The sequence below is a fragment of the Bacteroides neonati genome (assembly GCF_000499785.1).
Taxonomy (GTDB): Bacteria; Bacteroidota; Bacteroidia; order Bacteroidales; family Bacteroidaceae; genus Bacteroides; species Bacteroides neonati.
In genome coordinates this window covers 37,940-52,976 of the sequence record NZ_HG726028.1, presented here as the reverse complement: position 1 = coordinate 52,976, position 15,037 = coordinate 37,940, and the positions used below count along the sequence as shown (strand labels likewise).

The 15,037-nt window shown below is 43.4% G+C and carries 10 protein-coding genes and 1 pseudogene; 6 read left to right on the top strand and 5 right to left on the bottom strand.

The features are described 5' to 3' along the window. Positions 1 to 11 precede the first annotated feature (11 nt). The 5 genes from xseB to TY03_RS19710 all read left to right on the top strand — a co-directional run bounded on the left by xseB (position 12) and on the right by TY03_RS19710 (position 3,846). A complete protein-coding gene (gene xseB, locus TY03_RS19730; RefSeq protein ID WP_042373148.1) occupies positions 12 to 221 on the top strand; it encodes an exodeoxyribonuclease VII small subunit in 210 nt (69 codons plus the stop codon). Positions 222 to 272: 51 nt separating this feature from the next. Continuing rightward, positions 273 to 1,292, top strand: coding sequence for a branched-chain amino acid aminotransferase (locus TY03_RS19725; RefSeq protein ID WP_042373146.1), 1,020 nt, complete (start codon positions 273 to 275; stop codon positions 1,290 to 1,292). A gap of 28 nt (positions 1,293 to 1,320) precedes the next feature. Beyond that, positions 1,321 to 1,911, top strand: a complete 591-nt coding sequence (locus TY03_RS19720) for a DUF975 family protein (protein ID WP_042373145.1) — start codon at positions 1,321 to 1,323, stop codon at positions 1,909 to 1,911. 68 nt (positions 1,912 to 1,979) lie between these two features. Continuing rightward, complete coding sequence (trmB, locus tag TY03_RS19715) at positions 1,980 to 2,738, top strand: tRNA (guanosine(46)-N7)-methyltransferase TrmB (RefSeq protein ID WP_042373142.1); 759 nt, start codon at positions 1,980 to 1,982, stop codon at positions 2,736 to 2,738. A gap of 1 nt (position 2,739) precedes the next feature. Next, positions 2,740 to 3,846 carry an Mrp/NBP35 family ATP-binding protein gene (locus tag TY03_RS19710; protein WP_042373140.1) on the top strand — a complete coding sequence of 369 codons (1,107 nt, stop codon included), beginning with the start codon at positions 2,740 to 2,742 and terminating at the stop codon, positions 3,844 to 3,846. Between the two features lie 212 nt (positions 3,847 to 4,058). Here TY03_RS19710 and TY03_RS19705 read toward each other — a convergent pair. The 5 genes and pseudogenes from TY03_RS19705 to TY03_RS19685 all read right to left on the bottom strand — a co-directional run. Beyond that, positions 4,059 to 5,606: pseudogene (locus tag TY03_RS19705) on the bottom strand (sulfatase); the annotation flags it as partial. An 11-nt stretch (positions 5,607 to 5,617) separates the two neighbouring features. Then, positions 5,618 to 7,702, bottom strand: a complete 2,085-nt coding sequence (locus TY03_RS19700; protein WP_042373338.1) for a Sip1-related alpha-galactosidase — start codon at positions 7,700 to 7,702, stop codon at positions 5,618 to 5,620. Further along, entirely contained in the window at positions 7,692 to 9,104 is a 1,413-nt protein-coding gene (locus TY03_RS19695; RefSeq protein ID WP_042373333.1) for an alpha-L-fucosidase, read from the bottom strand. Before TY03_RS19695 ends, TY03_RS19700 begins: the two co-directional genes overlap by 11 nt. A gap of 202 nt (positions 9,105 to 9,306) precedes the next feature. Then, on the bottom strand, positions 9,307 to 11,253 hold the full coding sequence (locus tag TY03_RS19690) for a RagB/SusD family nutrient uptake outer membrane protein (protein ID WP_042373138.1): 1,947 nt from the start codon (positions 11,251 to 11,253) through the stop codon (positions 9,307 to 9,309). A 14-nt stretch (positions 11,254 to 11,267) separates the two neighbouring features. Beyond that, positions 11,268 to 13,541, bottom strand: a complete 2,274-nt coding sequence (locus TY03_RS19685; protein WP_052332570.1) for a SusC/RagA family TonB-linked outer membrane protein — start codon at positions 13,539 to 13,541, stop codon at positions 11,268 to 11,270. A 115-nt stretch (positions 13,542 to 13,656) separates the two neighbouring features. On the opposite strand from TY03_RS19685, the gene TY03_RS19680 reads away from it, so the two are divergent. After that, entirely contained in the window at positions 13,657 to 14,940 is a 1,284-nt protein-coding gene (locus TY03_RS19680) for an IS1380 family transposase (protein WP_042366226.1), read from the top strand. Positions 14,941 to 15,037: the final 97 nt, after the last annotated feature.

Below are 15,037 nucleotides of genomic sequence, written 5' to 3'. Positions count from 1 at the left end.
AAACTAAATATATGCCAGTAAAAAAAGAAACATATTCTCAGGCGATGGAACGCTTGGAGAAGATTGTCCGCCAGATAGATGCCAATGAGTTAGAGATAGATGCATTGGGAGAGAAAATAAAAGAAGCCAATGAGATTATTGCTTTTTGCAAGAAGAAATTGACGAAAGCCGATGTGGAAATTGAAAAATTACTGCAAGAAAAGAGGAAGTCTGAAGAATAAAAGTTATTTTTGTTGCTTAAACAGAAGATGAAATAACTAATACATAATAACATGCAAGAAATAGATTGGGCCAATTTGTCGTTCGGATATATGAAGACAGATTACAATGTGAGAATCAATTTTCGTAACAATGCCTGGGGTGAGCTTGAAGTGAGCAGCGACGAGCATTTGAATATGCACATGGCAGCCACTTGTCTGCATTATGGACAGGAAGCTTTCGAAGGCTTGAAAGCCTTTCGCGGTGTAGATGGCAAAGTGCGTATCTTCCGTTTGGAAGAGAATGCTGCACGTTTGCAATCGACTTGTCAGGGTATCATGATGGCCGAACTGCCAACCGAACGTTTCAAGGAAGCGATTCTTAAGGTAGTGAAACTGAACGAACGTTTCATTCCGCCCTACGGAACAGGTGCATCCCTTTACATCCGTCCGTTATTGATTGGTACCGGTGCTCAAGTAGGCGTTCGTCCGGCCGATGAATATATGTTTGTCGTGTTTGTAACACCTGTAGGCCCTTACTTTAAAGGCGGATTCTCTACGAATCCTTATGTTATTATTCGTGAGTTTGATCGTGCTGCTCCTCATGGAACCGGTACTTTCAAAGTGGGAGGTAACTATGCAGCCAGTTTGCGTGCCAGCAAGAAAGCCCATGATTTGGGATATGCTGCCGAGTTCTATCTCGATGCTAAAGAAAAGAAATTTATCGATGAGTGTGGTGCTGCCAACTTCTTCGGTATCAAAGATAATACGTACATCACTCCGAAGTCGAGCTCTATTCTGCCCTCTATCACGAATAAGAGTTTGATGCAGTTGGCCGAAGATATGGGAATGACAGTAGAGCGTCGCCCCATTGCCGAAGAGGAGCTGAGCACCTTCGAGGAAGCCGGAGCTTGTGGTACAGCGGCTGTAATTAGCCCCATCGAGCGTATTGACGACTTGGAGAAAGACAAGTCTTATATCATTGCCAAAGATGGTAAACCGGGACCTGTCTGCACCAAGCTTTATAATAAACTTCGTGGTATTCAGTATGGCGAAGAGCCCGATATGCATGGTTGGATTACGTTTGTAGAATGAATTTAGACAATAACCAATACTTATTGATATGCTTAAGGAAAATTCAACGTTACGTTTAGAGGCGCGGAATGCGCTGTCTGGGCAATGGGTGATGGCGGCTTTGGCGGCTTTGGTCTTTTCGGCAGTTTTAGGTGTGCCTGCTGCTGTTCCATTTGTTGGTCCTATTGTGTGCATTTTATTGTTGCCGGTCAAATATGGCTTTTCAATACTTTTCTTGAAAAGGTATCGGGGCGAAGAGTTAAATATCGGTTCTTTGTTCGATGGCTTCAATGACTATGGTCGTATCTTGGGAACGGTTCTGCTACAAGCTGTTTACACTTTCTTGTGGTCATTACTATTGGTTGTTCCCGGTATAATTAAGTATTACTCTTATGCAATGACTCATTATATTTTGCTCGATCAGCCCGAATTAAGATATGAGGCTGCCATCGATCAGAGTATGAGACTGATGTCGGGCAACAAGATGAAACTATTTCTGCTTGATCTTAGTTTTATCGGTTGGGTCTTATTAAGTATACTGACTTGCGGTATTGGTATGTTCTGGTTGAGACCTTATGTAAGTACATCACGTGCTGCTTTTTACGAAGATCTTAAGAGTAATCTCCAGACTGTCGTATAATGAAATAAAGTTAATCAATTACTAAAGAAAAAAGGAGCCCGTGATACATACGGGCTTTTTTGAGTTTTATGGGAAAAAATAAATTAGAGAAGTTTGCCGATATGGCAAGTTATCCGCACGTGTTTGAGTATCCTTACTCCGCAGCGGACAATGTGCCTTTTGAGATGAAGGGCAAGTGGAATGAAACGTTCTTTAAGAACGATCATCCGATTGTGTTAGAACTGGGTTGCGGACGCGGCGAATATACAGTGGGGCTGGGACGTATGTTTCCCGACAAGAATTTTATAGCTGTCGATATCAAAGGTTCACGTATGTGGACCGGAGCTACCGAGGCTCTTGAAGCGGGTATGACCAATGTTGCTTTTTTACGGACAAACATTGAGATCATTGATCGCTTCTTTGCCGAAGGCGAAGTCAGTGAAATATGGCTCACCTTTTCAGACCCGCAGATGAAGAAAGCCACGAAGCGTCTGACCTCGACTTATTTCATGAATCGCTATCGTCGTTTCCTCAAACCTGACGGCATTGTACACCTCAAAACGGATAGTAACTTCATGTTTACCTATACTCGTTATATGGTCGAAACCAATAAGCTTCCAGTTGAGTTTATTACCGAAGACTTGTATCACTCCGATCTGGTTGATGATATTTTAGGAATCAAAACCTATTATGAACAACAATGGCTCGATCGTGGTTTAAGTATTAAGTATCTTAAGTTCTTGCTTCCCCAACAAGGCGAGTTGCACGAACCCGATGTAGAAATTGAACTCGATTCGTATCGTAGCTATAACCGTAGCAAACGAAGCGGATCACAAACCAGTAAATAAAATGACTTTATATCCAAAACAAATACTCGATGCATTGGCAACAGTGCGTTATCCTGGTACCGGAAAGAATCTGGTAGAATCAGGTATGGTCGACGATAATATTCGTATCGAGGGAATGAAAGTTTCCTTCTCTCTTATTTTTGAGAAGCCAACCGATCCGTTTATGAAGTCGGTTATCAAATCGGCCGAAGCCGCTATTCTAACTTATGTAAGTAAAGAAGTGGAGATAGCCGGCAATATCAGCGTGGTTACCGTACAAACAGCACGTCCTAAAGTGGGCAAACTGCTGCCACAGGTGAAAAATATCATCGGTATCTCTTCCGGCAAAGGAGGTGTAGGTAAATCTACCGTATCGGCCAACTTAGCTGTATCTTTGGCCAAACTTGGTTATAAAGTGGGTTTGCTCGATGCCGATATTTTTGGCCCTTCAATGCCTAAGATGTTTCAGGTAGAAGATGCCCGTCCGCATTCCGAACATGTAGATGGACGCGATATGATTATTCCGGTTGAGAAATACGGTGTTAAATTATTGTCTATCGGCTTCTTCGTCGATCCCGATCAAGCTACATTGTGGCGAGGTGGTATGGCAAGTAATGCCTTGAAGCAGCTTATCGGAGATGCTCTTTGGGGTGATCTTGATTATTTCCTGATCGATCTTCCTCCCGGCACAAGCGATATCCACTTAACGGTGGTACAAACCTTGGCTATGACCGGTGCCATTGTGGTAAGTACTCCGCAAGAAGTGGCGTTGGCCGATGCCCGGAAAGGCATTAATATGTTTACCAATGAGAAAGTAAATGTACCCATTCTTGGTCTGGTGGAAAATATGGCTTGGTTCACTCCGGCCGAATTGCCCGAGAATAAGTACTACATTTTCGGTCGTGAAGGTGCAAAGAAACTGGCCGAAGATATGAATGTTCCCTTACTGGGGCAAATTCCGATTGTACAGAGTATTTGCGAAGGTGGAGACAACGGAACACCTGTGGCTTTGAATGAAGACTCCATTACAGGTCGTGCATTCTTATCATTGGCTGCGGCTGTGGTTCGTCAGGTAGATCGCCGCAACGTAGAAATGGCTCCTACTCAAATAGTAGAGATGCATAAATAGTAAACCTTTTCCAATAATAATGATGATTCATCGATTTGCTAATGACACTTCATACAAGTGGGCTAAGCAAATCGATGAATCATCGTTATTGTCGGAGAAGTTATAAAAAGGATGTTTTGTCCATTGGAGTTGTTTTAAAAAGGGATAGTATTGATGGGTATTATCTTGTCGGACAATGTTGTCTGTTGTACTAGCGGTTGAATTTGTGTCGATTCGTCGGGCCAAGGACACGGCTTACCTGTTGCTTTAAATGAGGGGCGCTGCCCGTCTACCTTCCGCAGATACTTTCCCAATTCCTTTGAGAGGCGCTTCGTTATGTCGGGATGTGTTGCAGACAGATCGTTCTTTTCGCCAATGTCAGTAGGAATATTATAGAGCTCTTTCCGCCCGCTTTCGTAGAAATAAATCAGTTTCCAATCTCCACTGCGTATGGTACAAGTGGGACCGATACCGGGGCCTTTGTTGCCCCATATATTCGGGCAATTCCAGTAGAGGTTACGTTTCTTAGAAGGGTCTCCCGACTGAGTTAGTAGTGGCATGAAGCTGATACCGTCAATCGGTTGTACGGTTTTGTACTTCTTTACTTGTGCCATTTCAAGTAGGGTAGGGTAGAAGTCTTCTATCTCCAAATAGCTGTCGCACTTGGTATCCGGTTTTACTACTCCCGGCCAACGGACAATCATCGGTTCGCGTATACCTCCTTCATATGCCGAACCTTTACCGCTTCTTAGAGGAGCGTTTTGGGTATGTATTTCACCATCACGTATGGATGAATCGCTTGAGAAGCCTCCGTTATCGCTCATAAATAAAACGATTGTGTTATCGGCTTCTCCGTTTTTATCGACCCAGTCGAGTAAATCGCCCAAGCTTTTATCCATGCCCTCAATTAGTGCCGCATAGGCTGCTTCGTGATCGGGCATTCCTTTCTTTTTGTATTTATCATAGAAACGCATATCCTTATCGATAGGGATGTGGACGGCATAGTGCGACATATACAGGTAAAAGGGCTGTTGCAATTGTTTGGCATGATCGAGTGCTTTGATGGCTTCGATTGTCAAGGCCTCGGTAGCAAACGTAGAGGTGCCCCAGTATTTCTCCAATCCCGGAATAGACATCAGAGAGGTTGCTTTACCATCCTTGGTGTGTCCGTAATTCTGTTCACCCAGATAACTGGCTAACCCACCTGCAGCATGTCCGGTAATATTGACTTCGAAGCCCAGATGAAGGGGACTTTCGCCCGGTGTATCAAGTGCACCAAAATGGGCCTTACCACAATGGATGGTATGGTATCCGCTGTCTTTGAGTAATTGTACAAAAGAGGTGGCGTAGTAGGTGTTCGGAATACCCTTAACCTGACAAATACCATTGTAATTCCACTCGGGTAGTTCGAGTATATCGCTTTTCATATCGGTCGTCTCCCCCTTTTTTAAAGTCCAGTTGGTAACCCGATGACGGGCTACATTTGTTCCTGTTAACAAACTGCAACGGGTAGGCGAACTGATACTGGAGGCATAAGCTTGTGTAAACATCATTCCCTGCCGGGCAAGGCGTTCCATATTGGGTGTTTCGTACAGTTCGTTAAAGCGGGTTTTCTGTGTCCAGAAAGGGAGTGAAGTGTCTTGCCAACCCATGTCATCGACCATGAAGAGGATGATGTTAGGACGTTTATCTGTTCGCTCGGGTTGAACTTTATCTTGCGCCTGCATCTGGGTTATGGCCAATGGTGCAAGTGCGATGGTAAGCCATCTGTCTGTATTCATTAGAGTGTATGTTATCGGTTTTTATAAATGGTTATTTTTTGAGGAGTCTGTATTTGAATACTTCTTAGCTCTTGCTTATCGAGGGTCTCTACCCATACTCTTAATATACCGGGCGAAAGTACTCGAAGAGTTAACCGGTCATTGCTGCGTGCGAGAATCTCTACGGTTGCCGGTGACAGGTATTTGTCTTGTAATCCGACCACTGCCCAACCATTGCGTATGGGACATAAGTGGAATAACCTGTCTGTGAAGCCATTCAGCTCGATCTGTTTCTCTGTTTTCAACTCTTCTGCTGTTTGCTGTTGCCAGTCGAACAAGAGCACTCTGTCTTCTTTGGGATGAATGGACTTCTCCGTCCCCTCCCGCAGTAGATAATCGGCTTTGTGTATAGTGGCTGATACGGTTGAATGTGCGTTTGATGTATTTAGGTTATAACAAATCAGTGCGACTGCTTCGTCGCCGGTTGGTGCAAATACGCGATAAGCTTTGCCATCCATCAACGGGTTGATTAATATTGATTCGGGGGTGGGAACGGCCGGTGCTACCGGACGAAATAACTTTCCGTCTGTATCTATCAACGGTAAGATATTTTCTTTAGCAAACATTTCGGGTGCATCTGATAAATAGACCGGTCCGCCCGAGATAGCTTTGGAACGAGCCATCAGGGAACCGCAGATACTATCCGAAGAGTGGAACATATCGTGATCGGGCCATATGCTCTGCCCCTGTAAAAGGGTGTTTGCATACGATTGAAACAGGTGCGACTTAGCCATATCCTTATTGTATTTCTTGTAATCAATGCTGACTCGGGCAACAGAACTGTATCGGGTATGATCTGTATTCAAGATATTCTGAGCCATACAATTCATTAATCCGACCTTTTGTCGGTGTGTCTGCTCTTCCAACGCCTGATTACATGCTTTAGCCTGATGGATTACTTGAGTACCTCCCATATAGAGCGGCAATGTGAAAGATTGGTTATCAACCTTGATGAAATCGAATCCGTAGTTTTTGAGTGTCTGTACGTAATGCCGGTAAAACTGCTGTATGTGAGCAGTAGAAGGTCCGGGCAACATGCTTTCATTGTGTTCGTACAAAGTATGCTGCATGGCTGTCGGTAACGTATTGTCGGGAGAGATTCCCTGCCAATAACCCGATAAGCTGTGCCATAATCCCATCCATTTAATCTTGTCCTTATTTTTACGGGCTATGATACGTGCAAAACCATTGGGGAAGGAGTTCGATAAAGGCTGCATACTGCTTAGTCGCTCCTTCTTGTCCGACTGAATGGTACCGTCGTCAATAAGTACGTACCGTATCGGAATACCCGATTTCTCAATAACATCCATGTCGCTTATTATTTTCTGCTCGTCAATATCGAAGTGATAATGCTCCCAAGTGCACCATCCCAGATAATTGAAGGCATCAAAATACTTTTTATCCTCTCGAGGTGCTGTTGTTGAAATATTCTTATCGACCATTAAACTCCGGTAGGCATTTTGTACAACACCGTAAACAGAAGTATCTGTCATTGACAGGAGCAGAGGCGTATGGTTGCTAAGTGCATCTTTGCCTAAGGTAGAGACAAACAGTGTAAGTGTACCATCATTATTGATCCGGAACCAACTGATGCTGTTTTCTCCAGCCAGCACTTTGGTAAACAAATAACGTCCGTCGGTAAGTTCGAGTAAGAGTGCATCACCCAACAGAGATGGCCCACCATTTGAAGGGATGCCCGGATAATCTGTTTGTACGATATCTTTCAGTTTGTTAAATGTCCATGGAAGCAAGCGGTTTGTATTATTGGGCCACTGATGATCTCCCGGGCGGAAGTCGCGACTAAAAAAGAGACCTCGTATGTGATTCGGTAACTGGACTCGGTACGAGAGAGTTGTTTGATTGATAGGTATGGCATTCTCATAAAACACAGGAGTGGAAAGTTGGCTCAGATCAATGGTATTCGTCATTTTGAGCGAAGGAATCTCTTGAAATGATTTCCCCTTCGTATAGTCAAAAGTGTTCTGTGCAAATACTGTTGTTGGTATAGCAATAGTATTCGCCAGAAGTAATAAGTAGGTGAATATATTATTTTTCATCATTTGTTTCTATATTAAATACACTGAAATTGCGAATATCAGGCATGGCAACGGATTGAGGTATAACGAGCCGCAATTCCGTCGTCTCTACCGGGGCGAATGATTGAATACGTTTGTTGCCTACTGACTCTCCTGTGCAGATAGTCTGCCATTTTCCACCAACTTTGGCTTCTATTTTATACTGACGAACGCGTTCACCGTTGGCCATGTTTTCTTGGATGATACAGTAGTTTACCCGTTGTTTTTTAGCTAGTTTAAGCGTCAGATTTTTTTTGTTTCCGGCTGTAGAAGCCAGTGGCGTATCAAAGCGACGTTTGATTTCATTGCCCATCTCTTTGAGGCGTTGTACGTCACCCTTAGGTAATAGACCGCTCGGATCGGGAGTTAGACCGATGATGAGAGTGGCATTTCGTCCGACTGATTTTTCATATTTGTCCATCAATACACTCAATGGATAGAGGTTGTTTTCATCATCGGGTTCCCAAAACCATTCGTGCCGTCCGTTGGCTCCTCTAAGTGGCATGTCGGCCATGGCAGGTACCCAATACTTTCCATCTTTATCGCCTCGCTTCAATAATTCAAGTAGGTTGGCATCACCATCCAGTTTCTTGTGGTGTGAGCACGGAACGGGGAAAGTAGACCAGCAAGGATATTCTACCGTTCCGCTTTCTGAACCTCCCCAACGAAAGTCGGCGCGATCAATGTTATGATAAAAGAGGCAATTAGGCTGATATTTATTGACAATAGGTTCCACGTTGGGACCTTCGCCCCGCGGATCATCGGCTCCCCCATCAAACCAAATCATGAACAGATCACCGTAGCGTGTGCAAAGTTCGGTTACCATCTTTTCGCAGAGCCGCTTATACCACTCCTGTCTGTTTTTGGCAAACTCTCCTTCGCCTTCGGCTTTGAAGTTATGGATACCTAGCAGTGAATTCCATCGAATGCCCACGTAGATACCTGGTTGTATTCCGTATTTACGGCAGGAGTTAACGAAGTCGCGTACAACGTCTCCCTTCCCGTCACGCCATTTAACAGCTTTAAGGCAATAGGGATTTACATCACTTTGCCACAGTCCGAATCCGGTTTCATGGGTAGCGGTAAGTACGGCAAATTTACATCCTGCTTCTTTGGCGGCTAGCACCCATTGATCAGTATTCAATTCTGTAGGGTTGAATATGTTGTAATCTTCGATTGGATTGATGCGGTTGTTGCCCTGCCCGTAGCGAATGCCATCAAATACGTGAAGGTCGTAATGGAATACAGCGCCCAGTTCGGCTTCGTGCCATTTTAACTGATGAGGTGCCGGTACGGGATAAGTGAGCCCTGTTGGGGATGCTGTTTGTGCACTACTCCACAAACTAGTGAGGAAGAAAGTGGTAAGAAGTAAAGTCCGAACCATAGTTTTAAATTGATTATAAGTTGTCGTTTTGATTATCATACAAATTAATGACAGAGATTGTCAGAGATGAAAGAGAATGAAAGGCATTAAACTTTTTAATACTTAGTTGCTAAGTGTTTAATCAAGCAAATGGCCTTTCATTCTAAAAATAGTTTGTGTCGTTTCTATTTTGTCATTCTGATTGGAGTCAAGCTACCAATGGTCAATAATCGTTCCCGGCAGATCCTACTTCGATACTCCATCCCGGGTTTTGATAGATGATTGAAGTTGAGGGATCTCCTCCTTTTTCGGGAGTACTTAAGCGGAAGTGGTTGAAAGGAATTGGCTCCAGATAGTTAGCTGTGGTAAAATTGTAACCTTTGTAAGCTATGTTATTGGCTCTGACCTCCATTGGACGAAGGTATTTTACCGACCTTCTCGATACGTTGGTTTTGTCGGGAGCTACTCCAGGATCTCCCTCGACAACTAATAATGACTGACCACTAGCGTTGACGTATGATTTATACTCTTCATCCCAAAGATTGAAACCTTCTATATGATATTCTTTCATTCGGTCTAATGAGCGCCAACGATAGATATCCATCTTGCGGAACCCTTCGGCTATTAATTCGCAGCGACGTTCGCGGCGGATGTTATACAACGTGGCATCGACAGGTGCGTTACCCGAATATACAGCTAGATCGTTCTCTTTGCTGAGGTCTGTTCGGTTGATTGTGTTGGTAAAATCCTCGTCTACTCCTGCCCGTTTGCGTAAAGCTTTCCAATAAGCAATACTTTTGGCGTCTAACCGATTATTAAGTACATAGTCTGCTTCCAGGTAGTTTAAGTATGCTTCGGCCGATCTGAATACCGGACAGGCTGTAGTAGAGGGAAGATTGATACTGTAGGTTGTAATATCCAATCCTTTGCGGATGCAATATCCGGTCGTCGAAGATTTCGATTTATCTGTATCCAAAATGGGTGCTTGTGTAAAAATCCGTTTGGGAGATGCAATCAGTGTCTCATCTGGTATAATCATTGATTGTACCAAGCGTTCATCACGGTTTTGGCGTACTTTTGTAACTGTAACATCGCCCTGATAAGTGCTTCCCGTAGCATAAATAGGCAATCCGTTTTTCATAAGGAAGCTTTCTACCAATGAGCGGGTGAAGCCTGATGCACCACCTCCTCCATCTTGTAAATATGTATTTACGTGGTGCTGTATTTGCTGTGCATTATCGTACTTTCTCCATAAAAGTACCTCCTTTTTTGAAGAGAGGTCATAGCTGTTGAACATCGAAGCATAGTCGCCCAATGGATGTGCATCGGCTACTATTTGTGCTTCTTTCATGGCCTCACCAAGGAAATAACTTATTTCGGTATTGGCATCATAGGTGAAATCTTTCAGGTAATCAGATTTTTCTCCGGGCCAGTTAGGACCTTTAGGAACTCGGGCTGTGCCTGCATGATATTTCTCCCAAGTGCCTTCAAATAGAGCAACACGAGATTTCAGCAAGCGGGCCGACATTTTGTTAAGGCGATTGGCTTGAGGAGCAACATCTTTCAACATCTCAATCGCTTTATCCAGATCTTCGAGAATAAATCGACCTACTTTATTACGTGGTTGGCGCTTGTTGGCCTCTAGTAAATCGTTGTAATTATCCGTCAATATTGTTGTCACGATTGGGCAATCACCTACCCGTTGTAGCTTCAAGAAATATAGGTAAGCGCGAAAAAAGTACATCTCGCCAATGTAGTGACGAATATTGGCCTCGTTTCCAATAATTTTCTTTGCTTCATACTTCGGGAGTACTGTTGCGAGAAAATAGTTACAATCGCGAATACCTTGAAAGTCCCATACATCATCGTCGCTGCCCGATTCTACTCGTAGTTCTCCTTTTACAAAGTTTTTATTGAAAGTGGTTCCTGCCTGATTATCGCTGTTGTTATCTAGCGAGAATATGCCCAAGTCCCAACTCTGATTTTTGTGTGAAGGCAGTATCTCATACTTACCTGCTCCAAATGTAGCCAGTTCATTTTCCGAACTTAAATAGGCTGAGGCCGTTACTGAGGACAGCGGCTCTCTATCCAGAAAATCGTTGCATGATGTTTGTACAAGCGTCATAGCGCTTAATAGCAAACAGGGTATATAAGAGTATTTCTTTTTCATTTTGTCTTATTTTTTTAGAATGTTACATTAAATCCGGCCGAAAGAGTACGTGTAAGCGGATAGATCTTTCCGGCATTATTCGCCCGTGTATTTTCATTGTCATCTCCCCAGTTTCCATTGATGGCTTCGGGATCGAATGTTTCGAACATTTTTGTCAACGTGAATACATTGTCGGCAGAGAAGTAAACACGAAATTTAGAAAGACCGATTTTGCTGACAAGGTTTGTGGGCAAGGTATATCCTATTTGTATGTTTTTCAAACGCAGATAAGATGCGTCTTGCAGGTAACGGCTTTGCGGCTTGATGTTTTTGCTACCGGCAGCAAAATAGGGTTTAGGAAGATAGCCATCTGTGTTTGCTCCCATTGGGTCACCTTCGGGACGGAAGAAGTCTTCGTTGGCTTTGAGTCCCATAATGCTCCACATTTCCACATTGGCTCCCCATAGATAACTACTTGATACCCATACGTCACGCTTCATCACTCCTTGGAAGAAGCAGCGGAAATCAAATCCTTTATAATCAGCTCCTAAATTGATTCCGTATTGGTAACGCGGGGTACTGTTTCCTATCACTTTGCGGTCACCCGGGTTATCTACCGTATTATCGCCCGACGAGATACCCGGCTTACCATCGAGGTCTTTGTACATGATGTCTCCTGCACCCCATGCCGAGCCTAATTTCGACTGGTCATTATTGGCCAGATGTGCTTGCATCTCTTCATCTGTTCGGGCAATACCAATGGTTTCGTATCCCCAGATTTCACCCAGCAACTGACCTTCATAATAGGTAGAGAGTGATTTGGATGCATTCGGATATTTAGTTACTTTACGGGTCGCATCAGAGATATTGAATCCTACGGTATAGCCAACTTTTCCAATCCTGTCGTTCCAGTTAACAATAAGCTCCCATCCGTTTGTTTGCAGTGAAGCATTGTTCACACGTGGCAGATCACCGGGTTTGATACCGATAATGGCTGATTGTTCTTCGGGAGGCCCTACCATATCGTCGGTTTTACGTATAAAATACTCGAATGATCCTGTCAACCTATTGTTAAACATGCCAAAATCGAGACCGATATTCGTACTGGATACCTTTTCCCAAGTTAGCAAATCACTGACCATAAGCGGTGCGGTAGCTGTAGTGGGTTTGGTGTTATCAATAATCCATCCTCCTTCTTTCAGTTTCAGTGGTTGCGTGGGATAGAACGGATAGAATGACTCTGTGTTCTGATTTCCCAGTTTACCCCACGATATACGAGGTTTGAGGGTGTTGACTATATTAGTTAATGGCTCCCAGAATTCTTCCCGGGCAACATTCCATCCTGCAGAAAATGAAGGGAATACATTCCATCTTTTATCACGCAAAAAGCGAGAAGAGCCATCGTAGCGGATATTAGCCTCAAGTAGATAACGACTGTCGTAATCGTAATTTAACCGACCGAAGAAACCGGCTGTAGCCCAATCTTTCAGGTAACCGGAAGTGTAGTCTTTTCCCATAGCTGTATCGATAGCCGGCACAAGGTCTGAAATGACATCATCTCTGCGAGCCATGAACTCATTAATCTTGTAAACTTCCGAGTTGAAACCAGCCATTACTTTGAAGGTATGTTTAGCTAACTGATAGGTGTAGTCAGAGAACAAGTTGATAGTGGTCAGTGTAGTACGCTGTGCTTGTTGTTTGGCATACGATGATCCCGGTCCTAGTTTATCATTGAAACCTTCGGGAATAGGATTCCCTTTGACATCGTGCAAATAGATCTTTGCCACGTTTTCTTGCCATACAAAGTTTTCCAAGCGATGACTGATCTCGGCATTGATATTCCAATTCTTAAGTGGGGTAAACAGGGCCGTTCCTTGTAAGTCGATGGCATCTTTTGTCCGGTTGTGCCGGCCTCCATCTTGTAGGTTCATGATTTTGGCATTCCGTAGATAAAAACCATTGTTGTCTTTCAATGGCATGGTAGGCCAATTACGCGCAATGCTATGCAGAAAAAGTCCATCGTCACTCAAATAAGTAGGTCTGTCCAGTTCTTCTCGTATGAAACGCATATTTAGTCCAACTTTCAGCATGCTGTTGATTTGTGATCCGATTTTCGAGGCTACATTGATGCGCTTGAAGCTATCATCGCTGAAGCGTAAGTTTCCTCCTTGATTAAGAAAACCTCCTGAAACATAATAATTCAGCTTGTCTGTACCACCGCTAATGTTTAGGCTGTGGTCCTGTGAAAAGGCATTGTTCTTGTAATGTGTTTTCAACCAGTTTACATTATCCCTTAAATCCGCAGTCATATTATTTTCAGAGAATCCAAACACTTGAGGATGAATAACATCCTCAAGGTTTGGTTATGTCACAAGATTCACCTAAATTAGTGCTACCAAACAAACCATAAAGGTACTTGTGCATATGACAACAAAAATAGCCATAAAATCAGATAATATCACTCCTTTTGGGGGTATATTTTACGCAATGGATGAATTTTCTCGTTTAGGACTGAATTCCGTGATCGATAAATCTTTAGGATTACGTTCTTCCTACGCCGGTTACCAATATAGCGAAATTATTTCGAGCCTATTTTGGATCTACTATTGCGGCGGTGACCACATCGAAGATATCGGCAAACACCTTGGCAAACATCTTGAATTACGCCCGGATACTGAAATCCCCAGTCCGGATACTTTATTGAGAGGCATAAAAGAACTCGCAGAATTGGATATCCACTATACTTCCCAAAAAGGAGCAAGCTATGCTTTCAATAAGGCGGAACAGCTTAATAGTTTGATGCTCGATATGCTCCTTCAAACAGAACAACTCAAGCCAAACACGCTTTATAACTTGGACTTCGACCACCAGTTTATTCCCACAGAAAAGTATGACACTCAGTATTCTTACAAGAAAAAACGTGGTTATTTCCCCGGCACGGCAACTATTGGTGGTAACATTGTTGGTGTGGAAAATCGGGCCGCAAACGCAAATGTCCGTTTTCGTCAAGCGGATACGCTCCAACGGACTTTTCGTCGTTTGGCCGATAGGGGAATATTCATAGACCGTTGCCGGATGGACTGTGGTTCTTATTCGGAAGAGATTATCCGTATGACACATGGCTACTGCAACAAGTTCTACATACGAGCCGGCAAATGTCAGTCTCTGTATGAAGAAATGACGAAAATCACAGATTGGAAAAAAGAAGAAATCAACTTCGAGAATTATGAAGTGACCTCCATACCTTTTACTTCCTTTTTGCAAGAAGAAAACTACCGACTTGTTATTCAAAGGCAAAAGCGTAAGGACAACCAATTGGACCTATTTGATGGTGAATACACCTATCGGTGCATCTTAACCAATGACCATGAAAGTTCTGAAAAAGACATTGTACTCTTCTACAATGCTCGTGGAGCCTGTGAAAGAACATTCGACATGATGAATAACGATTTCGGGTGGAGTCATCTTCCCTGTTCATTCCTCAAAGAGAATACAGTATTCCTGCTACTTACAGCCATGGCTAAAAACTTTTATGCTTACCTTATTGAGAAGGTTGCAGCCGTGTTTGAAGATATTGAACCGGTAAGCCGAGTCAAACGATTTATCTTTCGATTCATTACAGTTCCTGCGAAATGGGTAAAGACAGGCAGACAATGGGTACTCAATATTTATTCCGACAAACCATACAAGTTGCTTTGGAGTCCGTAAAAACAACTTTTCGTGGGATTACTTATGCCTTCAGCTAACTGGGGAAAGGGGAAGCTATGCCCTATAACCTGAAATCAAGGAGAAAAGCAGGGGGAAA

Coding starts and splice junctions, on each gene's coding strand:
- xseB (WP_042373148.1), top strand. CDS start 12: ATGCCAGTAAAAAAAGAAACATATTCTCAGGCGATGGAACGCTTGGAG.
- TY03_RS19725 (WP_042373146.1), top strand. CDS start 273: ATGCAAGAAATAGATTGGGCCAATTTGTCGTTCGGATATATGAAGACA.
- TY03_RS19720 (WP_042373145.1), top strand. CDS start 1,321: ATGCTTAAGGAAAATTCAACGTTACGTTTAGAGGCGCGGAATGCGCTG.
- trmB (WP_042373142.1), top strand. CDS start 1,980: ATGGGAAAAAATAAATTAGAGAAGTTTGCCGATATGGCAAGTTATCCG.
- TY03_RS19710 (WP_042373140.1), top strand. CDS start 2,740: ATGACTTTATATCCAAAACAAATACTCGATGCATTGGCAACAGTGCGT.
- TY03_RS19700 (WP_042373338.1), bottom strand. CDS start 7,702: ATGAAAAATAATATATTCACCTACTTATTACTTCTGGCGAATACTATT.
- TY03_RS19695 (WP_042373333.1), bottom strand. CDS start 9,104: ATGGTTCGGACTTTACTTCTTACCACTTTCTTCCTCACTAGTTTGTGG.
- TY03_RS19690 (WP_042373138.1), bottom strand. CDS start 11,253: ATGAAAAAGAAATACTCTTATATACCCTGTTTGCTATTAAGCGCTATG.
- TY03_RS19685 (WP_052332570.1), bottom strand. CDS start 13,541: ATGACTGCGGATTTAAGGGATAATGTAAACTGGTTGAAAACACATTAC.
- TY03_RS19680 (WP_042366226.1), top strand. CDS start 13,657: ATGACAACAAAAATAGCCATAAAATCAGATAATATCACTCCTTTTGGG.